At 45.5% G+C, this 19,913-nt stretch carries 17 protein-coding genes; 15 read left to right on the forward strand and 2 right to left on the reverse strand.

The features are described from left to right. The first annotated feature begins 17 nt into the window (after window positions 1-17). Window positions 18-5,426, forward strand: coding sequence for an OmpL47-type beta-barrel domain-containing protein (locus tag BP97_RS0106950; protein ID WP_028548446.1), 5,409 nt, complete (start codon window positions 18-20; stop codon window positions 5,424-5,426). Here the strand turns inward: BP97_RS0106950 and BP97_RS39560 are convergent. Both BP97_RS39560 and BP97_RS35545 read right to left on the reverse strand, forming a co-directional pair. Then, window positions 5,314-5,985 (reverse strand): response regulator, encoded by a 672-nt coding sequence (locus tag BP97_RS39560; protein WP_081823967.1) that lies wholly within the window; start codon window positions 5,983-5,985, stop codon window positions 5,314-5,316. The two genes, BP97_RS0106950 and BP97_RS39560, sit on opposite strands and share 113 nt — an antisense overlap. 2 nt (window positions 5,986-5,987) lie before the next feature. Beyond that, window positions 5,988-7,157: a sensor histidine kinase gene (locus BP97_RS35545; protein WP_051620424.1), complete on the reverse strand. Its 1,170-nt coding sequence runs from the start codon at window positions 7,155-7,157 to the stop codon at window positions 5,988-5,990. Window positions 7,158-7,357: 200 nt separating this feature from the next. Here BP97_RS35545 and BP97_RS0106960 point away from each other — a divergent pair, with 200 nt between their 5' ends. The 14 genes from BP97_RS0106960 to phnM all read left to right on the forward strand — a co-directional run bounded on the left by BP97_RS0106960 (window position 7,358) and on the right by phnM (window position 19,912). Next, window positions 7,358-7,960 (forward strand): CcdC protein domain-containing protein, encoded by a 603-nt coding sequence (locus BP97_RS0106960; protein ID WP_028548447.1) that lies wholly within the window; start codon window positions 7,358-7,360, stop codon window positions 7,958-7,960. After that, the gene (locus BP97_RS0106965) at window positions 7,957-8,715 is read left to right on the forward strand and encodes an SDR family oxidoreductase (RefSeq protein ID WP_028548448.1); all 759 of its coding nucleotides are present in this window, start codon (window positions 7,957-7,959) and stop codon (window positions 8,713-8,715) included. The genes BP97_RS0106960 and BP97_RS0106965 overlap by 4 nt, the downstream gene beginning before the upstream one ends. A gap of 613 nt (window positions 8,716-9,328) precedes the next feature. Further along, entirely contained in the window at window positions 9,329-9,841 is a 513-nt protein-coding gene (locus BP97_RS0106975; RefSeq protein ID WP_028548450.1) for a GNAT family N-acetyltransferase, read from the forward strand. A 103-nt stretch (window positions 9,842-9,944) separates the two neighbouring features. Continuing rightward, window positions 9,945-11,243, forward strand: coding sequence for a phytoene desaturase family protein (locus BP97_RS0106980; protein WP_028548451.1), 1,299 nt, complete (start codon window positions 9,945-9,947; stop codon window positions 11,241-11,243). 36 nt (window positions 11,244-11,279) lie between these two features. Further along, window positions 11,280-12,161 carry an RNA polymerase sigma-70 factor gene (locus tag BP97_RS0106985; RefSeq protein WP_028548452.1) on the forward strand — a complete coding sequence of 294 codons (882 nt, stop codon included), beginning with the start codon at window positions 11,280-11,282 and terminating at the stop codon, window positions 12,159-12,161. A gap of 319 nt (window positions 12,162-12,480) precedes the next feature. Further along, window positions 12,481-13,341, forward strand: coding sequence for a PHP domain-containing protein (locus BP97_RS0106990; RefSeq protein WP_028548453.1), 861 nt, complete (start codon window positions 12,481-12,483; stop codon window positions 13,339-13,341). A 30-nt stretch (window positions 13,342-13,371) separates the two neighbouring features. Then, window positions 13,372-14,004 (forward strand): DapH/DapD/GlmU-related protein, encoded by a 633-nt coding sequence (locus BP97_RS0106995; protein WP_028548454.1) that lies wholly within the window; start codon window positions 13,372-13,374, stop codon window positions 14,002-14,004. 20 nt (window positions 14,005-14,024) lie between these two features. After that, window positions 14,025-14,726, forward strand: a complete 702-nt coding sequence (locus BP97_RS0107000; protein ID WP_028548455.1) for a GntR family transcriptional regulator — start codon at window positions 14,025-14,027, stop codon at window positions 14,724-14,726. Window positions 14,727-14,824: 98 nt separating this feature from the next. Next, window positions 14,825-15,250 (forward strand): phosphonate C-P lyase system protein PhnG, encoded by a 426-nt coding sequence (gene phnG / locus BP97_RS0107005; protein ID WP_028548456.1) that lies wholly within the window; start codon window positions 14,825-14,827, stop codon window positions 15,248-15,250. Window positions 15,251-15,264: 14 nt separating this feature from the next. Beyond that, window positions 15,265-15,858, forward strand: coding sequence for a phosphonate C-P lyase system protein PhnH (phnH, locus tag BP97_RS0107010; protein WP_028548457.1), 594 nt, complete (start codon window positions 15,265-15,267; stop codon window positions 15,856-15,858). A 2-nt stretch (window positions 15,859-15,860) separates the two neighbouring features. Then, window positions 15,861-16,991 (forward strand): carbon-phosphorus lyase complex subunit PhnI, encoded by a 1,131-nt coding sequence (locus BP97_RS0107015; RefSeq protein WP_028548458.1) that lies wholly within the window; start codon window positions 15,861-15,863, stop codon window positions 16,989-16,991. A 5-nt stretch (window positions 16,992-16,996) separates the two neighbouring features. Next, complete coding sequence (locus BP97_RS0107020; protein WP_028548459.1) at window positions 16,997-17,839, forward strand: alpha-D-ribose 1-methylphosphonate 5-phosphate C-P-lyase PhnJ; 843 nt, start codon at window positions 16,997-16,999, stop codon at window positions 17,837-17,839. Window positions 17,840-17,859: 20 nt separating this feature from the next. Continuing rightward, window positions 17,860-18,705, forward strand: a complete 846-nt coding sequence (locus BP97_RS0107025) for an ATP-binding cassette domain-containing protein (RefSeq protein ID WP_028548460.1) — start codon at window positions 17,860-17,862, stop codon at window positions 18,703-18,705. 25 nt (window positions 18,706-18,730) lie between these two features. Then, on the forward strand, window positions 18,731-19,912 hold the full coding sequence (gene phnM / locus BP97_RS0107030; RefSeq protein WP_028548461.1) for a phosphonate metabolism protein PhnM: 1,182 nt from the start codon (window positions 18,731-18,733) through the stop codon (window positions 19,910-19,912). Window position 19,913: the final 1 nt, after the last annotated feature.

The following is a 19,913-nucleotide window of genomic DNA, read 5'->3' on the forward strand; positions in this document are numbered from 1 at the left end:
CAGGAGGTGAGTGAGGATTGAGCAATAAAAAGTTGATATGGATAGTGATTTGGAGCTTACTTATATCATTGTTTCCCCCAGCTCTTGTAGTTCGGGCAGAGGGTACGGTTTACACGAATATGCCTGAAATTCCAAATGAAGCGGGAGATCATCACAACTATTTTATCGTTCCGGAACAATTCCAAGCAAATGCCGGTTCCTGGAGTATTCAATCGCCATCTGGCGGATCATTACGCGATACCACATTGGTTGGCCGGAGCGACAGAAATGTGAAAGCGACAAGCCCAGCTAGTGCAATTATTGATATATCGGCATCCGATATCTATTATGTATGGGCCCATACCCGTGACTTTACTGCATCGGCTGGACAAAGAAAATTTTCTATCGGCTTAAACGGGAAAATGCTCCCTTATACGTTCGGGGCCCATGAATATAATGGGTGGAAGTGGGAGTTGGGAGGAAGGGTAAAGCTGGGTGCAGGACAAACGACTATTACGTTACAGGACATTTCTGCCTACTACCCTCGTGTAGATGCCATATTGCTAACAACTAATCCCTTGTTCATTCCGGATTCGGGGTATTCAGCATTGAAGCTAAGTTTAAGCACCCCCATGGAAAAAGTACCCTTGTCTTCCTATGCTAATATGCCGGATATTGTTAATATTCCAGGCTATTTCGCGAGTTATTTTGTTGTACCCGAGCAGTTCGCCGCAAAAAGGGGAACTTGGACGCAGCAAGGTTCAGGGGCAGCGATACGAGGAACATATTTGCAAGGATTGACCAATGGTAATCCATCTTCCACGCAGCCAGCTGAAGCCAGCATTGATATTGATTCTGCCGGCATCTATAGGGTGTGGGCATACACGGAGGATGATGAAATAAGTACAGGCGGGTTCGAGCTGGACATAGGCGAATTTACTTCTCTTGAAACGCTAGGCGTTCATGGTAAATCCGGTTGGGCATGGGAAGATGCAGGTACAATCGATGTCCCGGCTGGTCAAGTAACATTAAAGCTGAATGATACACATGCATCCAATGCTAAAATTGCCGCCATATTAATCTCTGCTGATATCGGTTTCACGCCGACAAATGATTATGAGGTCTTAAAAGGAAATTTGGCTTTATCCCGTCCTATATCCGAGGGCTCTTCATCATCAGATGTCATATTCCTTCGTCCGGCAAGCTTTGAACAATTCGGATCATGGATCTTAGAGGGCTATAACGAATCATTCGGTTCACTCAATCTGAAAGGACTGGAGTCAGGGGACAACTCGGTATTCGATCCATCCTTAGCACAACCGGCTGTTGCCAGGTTTCAAGCATCCTCGGCCGGAACATATAAGGTATGGGTTCATAGCCGTGACTTCACATCGCGTCAGGGAACCCGCTTCTTTAACGTTAACATCAACGGAACTCAACTTCAGAAAACCTTTGGTACACATGGCGTCAACAGTTGGGCATGGGAGGACGGAGGAACCATCATACTGCAAGCGGGAGAGAATGTTCTGCAGTTGTTGGATACCTCAGGCTACTTTGCACGGACCGATGGCATTATTCTATCGAATGATATCAACTTTGTACCTCCGAATTCTTACAGTGAAATATTAAATATTGCTAACCCGAGCAATACATACAAGGACCGATTAGTTTATCCCGATTGGGCCAGGACCCATAACGCTCCTTTGAGGGAATTTACACTGGAAAACGAGCATGTAAGAGTAAAGTTCTATGAAGTGTCCACTACACATGGTAATGTGATTCAGAAGCAGACCTATATCAAGAATGGCGAAAGCTTCGTTCAAGTTGAGGCAAGAACGGATGAGTTCGGTTATTTGCTGCTCTATGGGAATAGCAGCCATCCTATAGGAATGAGTCAGCAAACACCGATTTTTGATACGACAGTCGAGGTTGATGGTCAAGACGTCAGGACGGTCACGGTGAATCCATTTGAAAGCGGGATGCCTAACTGGATGATTCCTGCTTCCGTTACGATGAGCGGGGCCCATACGGCATTACTAATAGCTGAGAATAACCTTGCCAGGCTGGAAGCGGAATGGAGCCTTCCGTCAGGTGCTGAGGAGCCAGTAGTCACACTGCGTCTTCATGCAAAGCAAGCAGGTATCTTCAGCATAGGGATGTTCAACGGAAGCGAACAATCACTGGACCGAGTTGATTTCCTGCTGAATCCATTCCGTTATATGGGTAAGCGAATGCCAGATGAGCCTGTTCTCGTTCCGGAACAAACGTCTTCAAGTGCCTATAGCTCTATGACTCTTTCCAATAAACCGGAAGTAGCGGGTGGTATGAAGGTGACCTATGCTATGGCTGTCGATCCAGACTCAATTTCTGATCGATGGGCTTATGAGAATAATTCGAACTTTGGTCTTGGCATTATGGGGAGAAACCGTGGTGTCCAGCCCTCCTTGTTTGCACCACTACCGGGGCTACCCGGTTCACAGTTGGCGCTAAATGATACGTATACCTTTAAATATCGGCCGATTGTTAGGCTCGAAGACTGGTTTGACACGTATCGGCATGTGACACAAACGATTATGGGATTGAAGGATTACCGCAAGAATGTAGCCGCCTCATTAACGGACACGATTCTGAATGTTCAGGATTTGATGATGGACGATAATTACGGCGGCTGGGACGAGAATATGAAGGCGCACTATAATATGGAAGCGCAAAATGTGGCCACACAGAGCAGTCCGATGGCTGTCATGCAGTCGTATTTATTGACGGAGGACAACGATATCTACGAATCTCGAGTTGTGCCCACTTTGGAAAATCTGCTCACCCGAGAGAGCATGCATTTTACTTCGAAAGGTAATTCTGTAGCTATCTCGAATTTGTCATTTCCAAATCCTCTGCCTATTGGGACGCCGGTCGAGGGTTTTGGAACAAGTGTGTTCGGAGGCTTGAACGAAATGGCAAGGGGACTCACTCCTGCACTGCGTGAGGTAGGAGTGGATCAAGGTAAGAGATTATCATCCGGCAACGCCACGACATGGTCAGAAGATTTGTGGATGTATCGTTTTACGGGAGACCACACTTACCTTGAGCAGGCCATGATTGCAGCAGACGCGTATATGAATGTATTTACTAAAGCACCTCCCCGAACCTTAAACAATTTTAACAGTTTCATTAACGTTAACTATTATCCTAGCTTGAATGGGCTTCTGGACTTGTATGAGATCAGTGGGGAAGTAAGGTACCTAGAAGGTGCAAAAGAAACGGCGCGTAGACTGCTTACGACATTAAAGGTAAACCCGATTGTTCAAGGTGAAATGACCATCGATGCTGACGAGATTCGGTCAAAGAGCTTCATGCCGAATGCACACTTCTGGTGGAAGGGAGAAAGTGTTGACCGCCTTGGTTTCCCTCAAGGACTTGCTGGTCTACAAGACGCTTCAACTCCAGCATGGGTTCCTTCGCCTGTAGGGCTTGGAATCGAGCAGGCCAGCTCCTTCATGGGCACAGAATCCGGATATATTACGATGTCCAACTGGGCTCCGGATTTAATGCGACTAGCTAAGCTGACCGGGGATGAAACATTTGAAATGGCAGCCCGTAATGCAATTCTAGGAAGAGGGGCTAATTATCCTGGATACTATCAGAACCAATATATGGTCCATCAGAAGGAAGTAAATTATCCGTACACAGGGCCAGATTTGACGAACATCTATTACCATCATATTCCAGTATATTATGGTGTTTTGACAGACTTTCTGTTCGCACAGGCATGGAATTGGTCTAACGGTCAGATCCAGTTTCCGTTTCTTCGTCAGCAGGGATATTCCTATTTCAACAACCGTCAATTTGGTAGCGCACCAGGTAGTTTCTTTGGCGAAAATAATATGTGGCCATGGTTAAAGAAGGATTTGGTAAATACAGGTGATATCCAGATCGATTGGCTGGCTGCACGTAAGGACGGAATGCTGGGTGTAGCTCTCATGAATGAAGATTCTACCAATATTACAACAACGGTTACCTTCGGGCAGGAGCTAGGTGGAGCATCTTTGGAGGGTTCCGCTGCGTTAGTCGATGCTAACGGCAACAGAACTCAGGTTATCATATCTTCCGGGAAGCTTACCCTTACGATACCAGCAAAAGGGATTATAGGAATCATCATGGAGCATGCAGAGATGCGAAAGCCGGCCTTTGCAGATATCGACTCTACTGCCGGCATTAATCGACCTATCGCTCAGACGGTTACCCATCCAGTAACTACAGGAGATTTCGGTCTAGGTTTTGTGATTCAGGTGGATCCGTCCTTTTATCATGCGTATACGCTCGTAACCGATATGCCGGATGCAACAGAAAAGGTCAGGCTCCACTATCGTATAGGTGACGGTGAATGGCAGCAGGTGGACCGAAACGTGTACCCTTATGAATTTAGCATTAAAGTGGAGTCACCGGACGCTCCGACGGAGTTTTATATGGATGTGTTCGCGAAGAACAACACGGTCAAGACCTCTTCGTTGAAGCAGCTTCGTCCTTATTCTACTCGGGCAGATATTATTGGGTTCCATGCAATGGGGCAGAATGGCAATGCACTCATTGACCCGCAAGCTCACACAGTGACAGCTGCTGTTTACAATGGAACAGATGTAAGTCATCTGGAAGTCGATATAGATCTCTCAGAAGGCGCACATACTCTATCACCAGCTGTGATAATGGATTTCTCATCACCCGTTCAGGTTGTCGTGCAAGCAGAGAACGGGAGAAAACAAACATGGACGGTTGTTGTGACCAATATGGACCAGATACCTCCTATTACTACCGATAACGCACCGCAAGGTTGGACCAAACACGACATTGTAGTCACTCTGAACGCAGTTGACCAGGAATCGTCGGTCTTAGCCACATATTTCACTGTAAATGGCGGTGAACGACAAAGCGGTCAATCAGTATCAATAAACACAGAAGGGACCCACAACATTGATTATTGGAGCGTTGATGCAGCAGGTAATTTGGAATCGGCTCATACGGTTGCTGTAAATATCGACAAGACTGCTCCAGTGACCACAGTGACGTATTCGCCATCTCCAGATAATGGCTGGCAAGTATACCCTGTGACCGTTAGCTTGAGTGTCTATGACAACTTGTCCGGTATGTCAGTCACAGAGTATAGTCTTGACGGAGGCAGCACATGGCTGAGCTATGTAGGACCTATAATAGTTGCTCAAGAGCAACTTGATCATTTTAAGTACCGCTCACAAGATCAAGCTGGTAATGTGGAAATGGGGAGGAGATTGATAATCCGCGATATTCGCGGATTTTTGTTTTTAGCCTGCTCAGGATTTCATATCAATTCACCATACCATTACGAAGTGCAGCGACTACCACTTGTGTGCGATCTTCACAGCCGAATTTCTGCAAAATACGATGCACGTGAGACTTCACTGTGCCTTCGGTTATGAATAGCTTTTGCGCAATTTGATCATTGCGAAGCCCATAGGCCATCTCTTGCAATATCTGCTGCTCGCGTTCAGTTAAAGAATCCAATAGGGGAGGCTTGTTCCCGATTTCTGCGATCGTAAAGCCGGTATTGGCCACCCTTAGAAGTGCGTTGGCTGCAAGCCCGGTCTTGTATATCGCTTCGCCGCGGAAGGCGGAGCGGATAGCGTCCAGCATTTGCTCTACCTCTGCATCTTTAAGTAAGTATCCAACCGCTCCAGCACGAATGCCTTGATAAATATACTCTTGATCGTCAAAAGTAGTCAGTATGACGGTCTTCGTCTCAGGCCAGCGTCTCATAATCTCTTGCATGGCCTCAATCCCAGACATGACTGGCATTTGTATATCCATTAGTATGACATCTGGCCGAAGCTCGGCGGTCAAATCGACCGCTTCTTGACCGTTCGAAGCTTCTCCAACAAGCTGCATATCGGCTTGCAAACCAATAATATAGCTGAATCCCTGCCGAATCATAGTCTGATCGTCAGCAAGCAGCACTTTGATTTTTTCATTAAGCAGCATATTCAGTCCTCCTGTTCATTATTATCTTGGCTGTACTCTTTTTGTGGAATGGTTGCAATAATTTCAAAGCCGCTCGGTTCAACAATCGCAAAGTTAAGGCTTCCTCCTTGCTCCTCAATTCGTGTCTTCATAACTCGTAAACCGTAGCCTTCTTTAAAATGGCTGTTTGAAGCCAAAATGCCGTTATCTCGAATAGACAATACGAGCTTATCTGACTGCTTAATAAGGCTAACCTCAACTTGTGTAGCTTGAGAATGTCGAATTACGTTCGTAATAGCTTCCTGCAATACTCTGAATAATGTCTCGTATGCTTCCGCACTCACTTCTCCATCATTCAATTCCGTATGAAATGTATATGGAATAGAGGCAGAAGCCTCCATACGTGCTAGCAGCGATTTCAAAGCTGTAATTCCCGGAGTGGAACGATTATCAGCGAGAGCGTGGACGGAAGTTCGGATATCCTGTAGTCCCTGACGGGCTACCGCAAGCATTCCATCCAATGATCGACCGGCCCGTTCAGGGTCTTCTTTCACCATATAACGCAGAGCTTGTATTTGAACGATTAACGATGTGAGGCTGTGCCCGACGGCATCGTGGATGTCTCTAGCAATCCGGGTTCTTTCTTCCAAGACGGCATACTGCATAGCGGTAGCCGATGCTTGATGAAGCTGGTCATAGGCATACTGAAGCTCCACCAAATGCTTCTTGTTCAGTTTATACATTTCATTTCTTTGTCTCCGACTGCGAATAAGAAAATAAAGAAAAGCAGCAAAGACGACGAAAGAAATAATATTAAAAATATCGCCATTTCCGAAACGTGCATAGAGCGCCGCGGTTAAAAATATGACCAAAATTTCAGGAGCTTGTGTTTTGGCAAAGGTCAACCGGATCGCTGCGACAAATAGAATGATGGCAATGATATAAACGAGATTTAGTTCTTGAAACCAGATCACGCCAAATGCAGCTTCCAGCAAAATAATGCTTATGGCAATAACGATCCGAGATCTTGTCCAGCGAGACTTCGGAATGAATAAGACAACCGAATAGGTCAACCAAAGGATAACATTGAGTCCTATCTTAAGAGGGGGACCATGAAACAAACGATTAATTTCCATTAGAAAAAACAGCAACGCGGAACCAGCGACAGGTCTTCCGTAGAATTGGTAATTCATAGAGATCCCCCTTTACCATGCAGGCCACTTCATTTTGCCTTGTTGGCTGGAAAATTTCAATCTGTATCGCTAATATTGACTCAATTTCTATCTGTAGATAGAGAAACGGGGAGATGAAGTTCTATCTCCAGCTAGTCGTTCCGTTTACGCGATGAAGGTACCATTATGCATGAAGCCGAAACAATTCAAGGAGGCACTTTATGCAAATGCAATTATTAATCACGGTTATTGTGGGTATCTTCATTATGTACCGAATCTTTATGAGAATTCGTCGAAATTTAAGCTGGCAGCAGTTGAATCCAGGCAGGATGCAGGTAGTTACGGTTATTTTTACTCTCATTGGTCTGATCTTTCTTCTGGAAGGAACATTCCAGATAAGCAGTGTGATTTCAGATATTATTGGAATTCTCGCAGGCATTATCCTTGCCTATTTTGGAGCTCTACTAACTCAACTTGAGAAGCGCAATGGTCATTGGTTTTACCGCCCGAACCTATGGATAGGGGGCCTTGTTACGGTTATTTTCATCGGTCGTTTAATCTACCGAATAGTTGGGATTTTTTCGACAGATCCTTTAGGGACGGCAACACCAGGAAACCACTTGGCTAGTAGCATGTTGAGTACAGGTTCTGGCTGGACTTCCGGATTAATGCTAATTATGTTCGCCTATTATGTTACTTACAATCTTATTTTGCTGCGCAAGCAAAAGTTTGTAAGGTCACAAAATGTGATTAGAACAGGAAGCTCCAGGATAAAAATATATAGGGATGAAAATACTTTAAAAAACGATGGAGGTTGTTTATGAGACTTTCCGGAAAAGTAGCCATAATAACTGGGGCAGCTTCAGGTATGGGAAAGGCCATTGCAGAACTTTTTGCAGCCGAAGGAGCAAAAGTAGTTGTCTCCGATCTTCGTGTTGAAGCCGCACAAACGGTTGTAACAGAGATTGAATCAAAAGGGGGCACCGGAATTGCTATCGCAGCTAACGTGGCAAAAGAAGAGGATGTCCAGCAATTAGTGGATACGACTGTAAAGCAATTCGGTATACTGGATATATTGGTTAACAATGCTGGTATCATGGATAATTTTGTTCCTGCTGCAGAGTTGACGGATGAACTGTGGGAGCGAATCTTTGCTATTAATACAACAGGTCCAATGAGAACTACACGGAAGGTGCTTCCTATTTTTATGGAGAAAAAAAAGGGTGTCATAGTAAACATCGCTTCCGCGGGTGGGCTGCAAGGCTCCAGAGCGGGTGCTGCTTATACCGCTTCTAAACATGCTGTAGTCGGATTCACGAAAAATGTCGGGTTTCAATATGCAACCCTTGGTATCCGCTGCAACGCGATTGCTCCTGGGGGCGTGAATACTAATATTGGTACTACCATTAATTCGCCTAATCCCTTTGGCATGGAAAGAGCGATGGCCGGAATGAATTTAAACCCTCGTTCAGGTGATCCCGAAGAAATCGCTAAGGTCGCTTTGTTCTTGGCATCAGATGATTCCAGCTTTGTCAATGGAACGGTAGTTGCAGCGGATGCGGGCTGGATGGCGTATTAATCAGATCAAAGAAATATGTAATATAACTAAATATTAACGCCATTAAACTCCTTCTTTATCGAGGAGTTTTTTTGTCTTATTAAAGTTTTTACATGGTTGATTTGTCAGTATAACAATTGTTAAATTAAAAAGAATACGACTAAAAAATAGGAGGTGCTTATAGCATTCATATAAAAAAACAGTTTCTCTTATGATTGTTATAATCATCCTTGTATCTTGCTTGTTTCTTATTTATAACAAATATCTTCACGCGGAAAGTAACTGTGGTAGTGAAAAGGCTAACACCTTTAATTGGATTGGGAGGGCGTGCCTCTGGAATGGATATAAATTAAATAATCCTACTCAACTAACCATTTCAACACCATCTATCGATAGTGGGCCAGTTACTTATGATGTAACAACGAATGCTGAGCAAAATGTAACCATTCTTATTGACCACACTTTGGATATGTACAGTGAGCAAAATATCGAAACGATTAAATGTACGGTGATGGAAAAAGGTTTGTTTACGAACAAACTAATTTTTAAAAATTGTACTCAACAAGGATTCTATGGTAAATCCTTTAGTCTCTAAGGAGTCGACAATGAATAGTAATGAGAGGCCGGTGCTACTGTGAAAATTAGAAAGGCCGTGTTGTCTGATGTACCAGGGATCGCAAAAGTGCATGTCGATAGTTGGAGAACCACCTACACCAATATAATCCCGGACGACTATATACAAAAGCTATCTTATGAAAAAAGAGAGCAATTATGGAACGGAGTCATCCCTAAAGGAAATGTATTTGTTGCAGAGAATGATGCAGGAAAGATTGTCGGTTTTTCGGACGGGGGAGCAGAAAGAAGTGGAAAGTATAAGGAATTCGATGGGGAATTAAACTCGATTTATATTTTACAAGAATATCAAGGATTAGGGATTGGGACGTTACTTGTAAAATCAGTAGTAAATGAATTGAAGAAACTCGGAATGAAATCAATGATTGTTATTGTGTTGGAAAATAATAGTTCCCGATTATTTTATGATAGGCTTGGCGGTAAGAAAATTGACACGTTAGAGATAGAATTTGCTGGCAAGAAATTAAAAGAGCTTGTGTATGGTTGGAAAGATATACATACTTTATTCCCTTAGAAACCGCGCTTAGCGCGGGTTTTCATTTTTGGCTACTTTTCTGTCACAGCTGAAAACCTCTTTTCGTCTTATAGGTATCTTGCGAAAGAGGAGGTTGTTTATAATGAGGAATTATGATGCAGCGGTGATTGGTGGAGGCATATCAGGACTTCTTGCGGCTATTGAAGTAGCGAAAGCAGGCAAGAAGGTTATCCTTTTGGAAAAATCATCGAATGTGGGTGGACGAGGGATCTCCGTTAGAAAGAATGGAGCTCTCCTCAACCTGGGTGGACATGCGATTTATCGAGGTGGGGCTGCTTATGCAGCTCTACAGCGTTTCGGCGTCGAGTTAGAAGGAGGCATCCCCTCAACTTCGGGGTCGATTATTTGGAAGAACGAGCTTATACCGCTCCCATCGGATCCGCTGAAGCTTTTAACCTCCAAGTTGTTCTCCTTTTCGGGTAAAATGGAGCTGGGTCGTTTGCTAATGCGTCTTGGTAAGATCAATGCCGCGGAGCTTGCTGACGTCAGTCTTCGAGAATGGGCTGAACAAGAAATAGTTGATCCCATGGTACGTCATCTATTCTATACGTTGTGCCGTACTTCGACCTATAGCCGTGACCTCGATTACCAGACAGCCGCAACCGTCCTGCATCAGGTGCATTTGTCGATAAAAAGCGGTGTGCTTTATTTAGATGGTGGTTGGCAAAGCATCGTCGATCAGCTGCAGAAGATAGCCACAAACTGTGGCGTTACGATACAGATGGGCGCAAGTGTAAGTGCAATTAAGCATTCAGGAGGTGCCGTACAGGGAGTACATCTGGGAAGCGGGGAGCTGCTGGAAGTGGAGCGCGTTATTAGCACGCTCTCGCCGAGCGATAATTTCCGATTGGTTCCAGGTGCAGAGCAGACCATCCTGCGCCACTGGAAGGAGGACTCTCGTCCTATCACGGCCGCATGTCTTGATTTGGCCCTGAAGCGATTACCTGTAGTAGGAAGGGATTTCGTCATGGGGATCGATCAGCCGATCTTTTTCTCAAATCATTCGCGCGCGGCTAAACTCAGCGATAATGGAACGATTATTGTGCATATGATAAAATACAATGCGGTCGGTGAACATGACCCCAAAGCTGACGAGCAATTACTCACGGACATGATGAATTTACTTCATCCTGGCTGGCAGCAGGAAGTTACAGCTAAACAGTTTTTACCGAGCATTACTGTTGTGCATGACTACCCGCATAAGTCAAGAAGAGATCACAAGCCGGGACCGGCTGTACCGGAGATTCGTGGACTTTATGTTGCTGGTGACTGGGCGAGCCATGGTGAAATGCTCCTTGACGCGGTAGCAGCAAGTGCGGGACGTGCCGCTTCCATGCTAATCCAAGAAGCTGAGGAAACTAGAGATGTAATCAACGTGTAATAAGAATGCAGCATAAGTCGATCAAGGAGGATATTCATGGATAAGACTTTGATCACGGAAGACATGTACGCTTCCTACAACATATTATTGTTTTCACTTGCCTATCGAATGATGGGGAGCGTCATGGATGCGGAGGACATCGTCCATGAGGCTTACCTGTCCCTTCAAGGAACGGATCCGGGACAGATTACGAACCTTAAATCGTACTTGTGCAAAATCGTCACGAATCGTTGTATCGATAGGCTTCGTTCCGCCCAGAAGCAGCGTGAAATCTATGTTGGGCCGTGGTTGCCTGAACCACTTGTCACCGAACAACCTGTCAATGCCGATCCATCCCAAGCATATATACAGCATGAATCGCTCTCTACAGCTTATCTGCTCCTGCTGCAGCAGTTGTCTTGGGTGGAGCGTTCGGTCTTCCTCCTGCGTGAAGTACTGCAATACGACTATGATGAGATAGCAGACATCGTCGGAAAGAGTAGTACCAATTGCCGTCAAATCTTTCATCGCGCCAAGCGAAGCATTCATACTGATCATGAACATACAGCATTACCCGCTTCAACCAATCACCAGATGCTGGTTGAAAAGTTTATAGCTGCCCTATCAAGCGGTGATATGAGTAAACTAATGGCTGTTTTGTCGCTTGACGCCACCTTATACTCTGATGGTGGTGGTAAGGTGACTGCCGCCAGACGTCCGATTCTGGGCGCGGAGCGCATCGCAATCTTCTTCGAAGGACTGCTGAAAAAGCTCCAGCCCGGCTACTCCTATAAACTTGCGTTTGTAGGTGGCCTGCCTGGGCTTGTTACTTACTCTAATGGAATCACTGTCAGCGTATTTTCTTTCCGGATCGATGATGGAAAGATCGCAGCCGTCTATATAGTAGTAAATCCAGATAAGCTGACCCTAGTTCATTAAGGGGCATTTCCTTTCCTGACACTAGAAAACCACAATGCAAATAACTTTTGCGTTGTGGTTTTTTTGCATTGTTTTCTGTTTTTTGATGAAGAAAAATATTTCGAAATAACAGATCGTATGTTCTCTAATATTCAAACAAGTCTTGGAGTCGGTTGTTTTTAATTTGATTTCCTTACAATTTCTTAACCTGGGCATTACACAGTATTTACCCTTGTAACTTGGCATCAAGTTAGACTTGTTCTATAGAACGACTAGAAACACTAAAAGTACATCCGAATCTCAATCGACCTTTCAATACCATTCTTTCAAGGAGGCATTTATGAAAGTAGAACTGCACTGCCATACCAGGTTGTCTGACGGCTCATTGACATTTGATGAAATAATGGAACAGGCCTTGGAAAACAGGGTCACTCATGTAGCTATAACAAATCATGATACCACTCGTGAACTTGAGCAAATGGTCAAAACCGGACAAGAGCGAGGCATAGAGATCATCCCGGGTATTGAAGTATCGGGATTTGATTTTAAGAGAGAGCGTAGGGTTCATATCCTGGGATACTATATCGAGCCCGGGAATCCGGCGATTGAGTCGCTGTGCAGTCCGTTGCTGGAGAGGCGTCACCAAGGGTGTCGCCATGCGGTAGACCGATTGATCCAAGCCGGATATTCCATTACATGGGATGATGTTTTGAAATATGCAGAAAGCGGAACAGGCGTTTATAAGCAGCACATTATGCATGCTTTAATTGACCAAGGCTACACGACTACGATCTATGGCGAGTTATATAAAAAGTTGTTTTCCCGAGGCCAGAACGGCGAGCAGCCAGGTATTGCTTATACTCCGACGGAGTATGTCGATGCGTGCGAGGCCGTTCGGGTTATATTGCAGGCTGGAGGTGTCCCCGTGTTGGCACATCCGGGACAATACAGAAGCTTCGAGGCTGTTCCGGAGCTAGTAGAAGCGGGTCTTCAAGGCATTGAAGTATGGCATCCGCTGCATGACCACGAAGATGAAATAAGAGCCCGTGAATTTGCATTGGAGTTCGACCTCATTATGACCGGTGGCTCGGATTTTCATGGATTTTACGGTGAGAAAGAAGTGGAGCTAGGCAGCAAAAGTCCCGGCTTAACTGTAGTGAATGAGCTCAAAGCGCGGAAAGTAGCATTGTCCAGAAGATAGTCGAATTTAACTTAAAGGAGATGACTATGAGTGAAGCACATTCATCAAACCCATTCCAGTATTCCTTCGTCATCCGAGCCGGCTGTTCACGAAAGCAGTCATATATTGAACAGCTTTGCCGGTGAATGGTGTTCCATCGGTCCTAACAACAAGGTGATCGATTCGAGAATTGGAGCCTATACCTACACGATGGACGATGTGACCATTAATTATACTGAGGTGGGTAAATTCACATCCATTGCTTCTCATGTCTGCATCAATCCAGTCGATCATCCAATGGACAGGGTCACACAGCATCATATGACTTACCGACGAGCTGACTACGGATTTGCAGAAACGGACGACGAAGATATTTTTAACTGGAGAAAAAGCAATCGTGTCACTATCGGTCATGATGTTTGGATCGGACACGGAGCAATTGTCATGAAGGGAGTCCATATCGGTACAGGTGCGGTTGTCGGGTCGGGAGCCATCGTTACGAAGGATATCGAACCTTATACGGTTGTAGTAGGAGTTCCGGCCAAGCCTATCAAAACACGATTTCCTCAAGAAATTGTTGATGGTCTGCTGCAGATTGCTTGGTGGGATTGGCCACGCGAATTGTTGGAGGAAAGGTTCTATGAACTCAATAACATTAACGAATTCGTTAAAAAATATGGCTAATCCATTCGGAGGTGACTGGCATGTCAGAAGAAATGGATATTATGGATCATCTAATCGCATCGATCCAAGCTGGGAAATATGAGCCTGACGATAAATTACCGTCCGAGAACGAGCTTGCCGACCGTTTTAAAGTGCCCCGTATGACGGCGCGCAAAGCCTACGAACGCCTTCAGGAGCTAGGCTATATTTACTCCAAGCAGGGTAAAGGCAGCTTTGTCCAGGACCGTAATCTTCGCATACCCCTGGTGCTCTCTGCAAACAAGAGCTTTAGTCAGAAAATGATCGAGCTCGGCTATGAGTATCAATCAAGAAATATTTTTTGTGACCTTATCGAGTTTAATAACAAGATCTATGAGTCTCTTGGTGCGGAGGAAGACCAGCGCGTCTATAAAATCGGCCGTCTGCGAATTATTGATGATAGGCCGATAGCGCTGCATATCTCTTATGTTGCCGAGTCGCTGTTTCCGGGTATCGGAAGCAATGGTCATGAGATTACTTCGATGTTTCAATATTACCAAAGCCAAGGTTATTATCATTTTCAATCAAGTGAAACCATTCTTCGATTAACGTATCCTACCAAATATGAAAGAGAGCTTCTGGCCTGTTCCAGTCTGATTCCTTTGCTTGTGCTCGAATCCGAATGTATGGATGGCGAATCAGGCCGGACATTGGAATACAGCAAAATCATGTACCGTGGAGACTTGTTCACCTACGTCATATAGAAAAAAAGGATTTACACAAACTTAACAGCTGCCAGCCTGGCAACAAGATAAAGTGTGTTGTGGGAAGTTAAGCTTCTCAAGCGGAAGGAGGCATAAACGTGAAACGAAAGCTAAGAACGGAAACGTTGATTAATGGTTCGCCTCATATAGCTGCGGCTTTGGCTAACGATATTAAAAGTCGATATCAAGTAGATTTGATTGAAGAACCGAATCACGGTCTGGTGATGGTTAAGGTAAGAGAAACCGCACAAAAAAGCTTGTTTTACTTGGGGGAAGTGCTTGTAACGGAATGCAAGGTTCGGATCAATGGTGCGGTAGGTGTAGGTATTGTAAAAGGTGACGAACCGGAGAAAGCCTATGACCTAGCCGTCATAGATGCGGCTTATGCAGCCCAATTGGAGGAAACGGCGGCTTGGTCTGCTGTTTTACAATCGGAAATCGAGCGAATCGAGACGGAACGGCACGCGTTCCAAGTGAAGGTGTTACGAACCAAGGTTGATTTTGAAACCATGGACACAGATTGAAAGGAGTGTATCCCATGAAGCTGGATATGGTACACGACATACAAACCGCCTATAGAAAATTGATTGACTCCATGTCAAGGCCAGGGACCATTTCTGACCTGTCCCTAGAAGCTGGAAAGCTCGACATGGTTCAAGGACTCCTGCCGGCAACCTTAATTATAGCTCAAATGCTGCTCGATACGGAGGTCACCTTCAAGGTGGTGTCGGAACGGGAAAGTCAGATTGCTCATTTGTTAAGCCAATGGACTTACGCTAAAGAAGCTGTCTTGGATACCGCAGATTTCATATTCGTGATGAGTGACGCTGCACAAGGGGAGCTGCTCCGCACACTGGAAACGGCAAAGATTGGGGATTTAATGGATCCGCACAGCTCTTCGACCATCATCATGGAAACCGAGAGCTTATTCGGAGGAATCAAGCTGAGTCTGGCTGGTCCTGGTATTCAAACCAGCTCAAGAGCAGAGATGCTCATAAGTGATGAATGGACTGACGCTCGAGCTGTGCGAAATGCCGAGTTTCCGCTAGGGTTGGACATGATCTTTATAGATAAGTTTCATCGTGTGCTTGCCCTGCCTAGGACGACTCAGGTAGTGAAGGAGGAAGTCTGATTATGGGATATGTTGCCGTCAAAGGCGGAACGCGCGCAATTGAAGAATCGTTACAACGAATTCAATACGAACGATTGCGGAAGGGCAAAGTATTGGATGTTGAGGCTGTTGAAGCCGGGATGAGAGGGCTTGTTGATCAAGTGATGTCGGAGAGCAGCCTGTACAACGAACAGCTTGCCGCATTAGCCATTAAACAAGCGGAAGGCAATCCGGAGGAAGCGGTCTTTCTGCTCCGGGCTTACCGCTCAACACTTCCACGAAAGCATTACTCCAGAACAGTGCATTCTGAGGAAATGCGAGTGGAAAGACGGATTTCCGCTTCGTTCAAGGACATTCCAGGCGGGCAAATTCTTGGAGCCTCTACGGATTACTCCCACCGACTGCTTGACTTCGACCTCATCAATGAAACCGAAGAAACTATTGCTGATTGGTTGCAGGAATATCACAAGGTGGAAGATACTACGAGCGATGAAAGCTCTGCAGAAGAGGACAGCCGTTTTCCCAAGGTTCTGGATTATTTGAGAAAAGAAGGCCTTATTACTGATTGCGCCATCAATCCAGCCGAGCCGGACGATGTTACCCGAACAAGTCTTACATTTCCTGCGAGCCGTAGCGAAAAGCTTCAAATCTTGACAAGAGGACAGACGGGTGCCGTTACCTCTCTAGCTTACGCCGTCATTCGCGGTTACGGGATGGTCCACCCGACAGTTGGAGAGCTGCGTGTCGGAGAAATTCCGGTTTATGTTGACAGTCCGCTGGTTCCCTCCAATGAAGAGGATGAATCATATTTTATCGGAGACATCAAAGTAACGGAAGTTGAGATGCTGGTTCCGGCAACGGTAGAGAAAGAGAACGGCAGAAAGGAGCTTCAGCTGGAGTTCGGTTACGGTCTCTGTTACGGGCAAAATGAGACCAAAGCGATTGCCATGAGCATTTTGGATAAGAGTCTGGAAAGAGGAGATAAAACCATCCCGACGCAAAACGAGGAATTCGTCCTTTTTCATATCGATTCTGTGGAATCAACAGGGTTCATCTCCCACTTGAAGATGCCGCATTACATTACTTTCCAGTCGAAGTTGAACGATGTTCGCAAGACGAGAAGAAGTACAAACGACATAAGCGAGGAGGTGTAATGTCAATGCGAACACAATACAACTTTGCCTTTTTGGATGAAGGGTCCAAGAGAGAGATCCGCCGTGCTTCGTTAAAAGCCATTGCTATTCCAGGCTATCAGGTCCCTTTTGCCTCGCGCGAACTGCCCATTGGACGTGGATGGGGTACTGGGGGGCTGCAGCTCACTTTATCTTTAATCGGGAAAAGTGATGTGCTTAAAGTGATTGACCAGGGCTCGGACGAGTCGGTCAATGCGGTTAGTATCAAGAAGCTGATTGACAAAACGACAGGTGTTCCTACTGTAGATGCTACTCAGGAAGCTACTCTAATCCAATCGCGGCATAGAATTCCGGAAATCCCGCTCAAGCCGGAGCAAATATTGGTCTTACAGGTTCCGATGCCGGAACCGCTGCGGATGTATGAATCCAGTGAGCTTGAGACTAAACGCCTGCATGGGGAAAAAGACTACAGCGGTGCATGGCTGATGCTGTTCGAGCAAATTATGAAATACCGCAGTGTCTCCACGGGGGCAGATCATCCAGTCATGGTGCATGATCGCTATGTTATGGCACCTAGCCCTATACCGAAGTTCGACAATCCGAAGATGAACTTCTCTGATGCATTAATCTTGCTGGGAGCGGGAAGGGAGAAAAAGATTTATGCCGTTCCTCCCTATACACAGGTTGTTTCATTGGCCTTTGACGACGTTCCCTTCGAGCCCGAGTCTTTTCCAGGAAAAAGCTGTAAGCAATGCGGTGCTCGTGATGTGTTTATGGATGAGCTATACCATCAAGAGATGGACGAAACCTATTACCAATGCAACGATACGAGCTATTGTCTGGCACGTATGAATCAGCAGTCTTTCTAAAGAAAAGAGGTGACGTAAAGATGGGTTCATTCGCATCTCCCATTTTGAGTGTAAACCATATGAATAAGCAATTCGGTACAGGCTGTGATCAATGCAGCAGCCCGGAGAATCGACAACTTGAGAAAAATTACTGTCGTGCTTGCGGCACGGTCTATTCATGCCAGGATATTACGTTCGATCTCTATCCTGGAGAGGTTCTAGGAATTGTAGGCGAAAGCGGAAGCGGCAAATCGACACTGATGAGGTGCCTCTATTTTGACCAGGAAGTCACCGGAGGCGAGGCTTATTTGCAGCCTTACAAGGACGGCGATACCAATATGTTTCAGGAATCGTCACAGCAACAAAAATATATCCGAAACCATCTGATGGGCAAAGTATATCAAAATCCGGTACTGGGCTTGAGAATGAATTTTTCCTCTATAGGTAATATTGCAGAAAAGATGATTGCAGCCGGAAACCGTCATGTTGCAGCCATGGAATCGCGCGGTAGTGAGCTGTTGGAGAGGGTTCATATACCGGTTTATCGGATGAAGGAAGCCCCAAAAAATTTTTCCGGTGGTATGCAGCAGCGGGTTCAGATTGCCAAAGCACTTTCCAACAATCCGCCCATTTTATTACTGGACGAAGTAACTACGGGTCTAGACTTATCCGTTCAAGCAAATGTTCTGGATTTGATCAAGCATCTCCAAAGAGAACTGAACATCAGCATGCTGCTTGTGTCACACGACCTTGGCGTAATACGGATGCTTGCGGATCGAACGATGGTGATGCTGGATGGCCGAGTAGTCGAGCAGGGCTTGACGGATCAAATCCTTGAAGATCCACAGCACGCATATACCCAACAGCTGGTTCATTCCTTGTTGTAACGAATCCACGATAGGAGGACATAGGATGTATCTTATAACGAACGGCATCATTGTTACTGAAGAATCGCTTTTGGAAGGTTTTGATCTTCTCGTTGAAGAGGATCGTATTGCTCAGATCGCCCACCAAGGAGAGATTGTCCCACCTATCGGAACGGAAGTCATCGATGCGCGTGGAGGCTATGTGACACCGGGGATGATTGATATCCATTCGGATTACATCGAGCATATGACGGCACCAAGACCGACTTCGCTAATCGATTTTCAGCTGGGTCTTCGTGAAACGGAGAGAGAGCTTGTGTCTCACGGGATTACGACGATGTATCATTCCTTGTCCATCTTCAAATCTGCGGATTACAAGTACCGTCCTATCCGTGAACCGGAGAATGTCCGTAAGCTGATCGATTTGATTGATCGGACACATTACAGCAAGCATTTAATCCGTCATCGGTTTCATGCCAGATTCGAGATTGACAATCTGGATCAAATCGACAATTTGAAAAGCTATATTAACGAAGAAAAAGTACACCTGGTTTCGTTTATGGATCATACCCCTGGACAAGGACAGTACAGAGATTTGGAAGTGTATAAAAAGACGGTCCGTGGTTACGACCATCTGACCGATGATAATATAGCCGTGCTCATAGCCAATCATCAGACGAAGGAGAAAATGACGGTTGACGCGATACGGGAAATCGCCGAAATGGCAAGAGAAAGAAACATTGCAATAGCTTCACATGATGACGATTCATTAGAGAAGCTGGATTTGGTACAGAGCTTCGGCACTGTCATTAGTGAGTTCCCTATTACACTCGACATTGCGCGAAAAGCGAAAGAGAAGGGATTATTCACGGTAGCGGGTGCGCCGAACGTCATTCTGGGCGGCTCGCACAGCGGCAATCTTTGTGCAGCAGAAGCAATTCAAGATGGATGTATCGATATTTTGTGCAGCGATTACTATCCTGCAGCAATGCTTCACGCGGTATTCCAACTGGCGAGTTCATCTGGGCAGGAATTAGCAGAGTTGTTCAAGCTCGTCACACTACACCCTGCACAAGCGGTCAACATCGATGCGGAATACGGCTCTGTCCGGGAAGGGAAGAAAGCAGACCTGCTTATCATTGAGAGATTGGAGCCAGACGAGTTTCCGGTCGTGACTGCTGTGATCGTAGACGGGAAATTAATTCAAAAAATGAATTACAGGAACTAAC

Source organism: Paenibacillus sp. UNC451MF, from assembly GCF_000686845.1.
Lineage (GTDB): Bacteria > Bacillota > Bacilli > Paenibacillales > NBRC-103111 > Paenibacillus_S.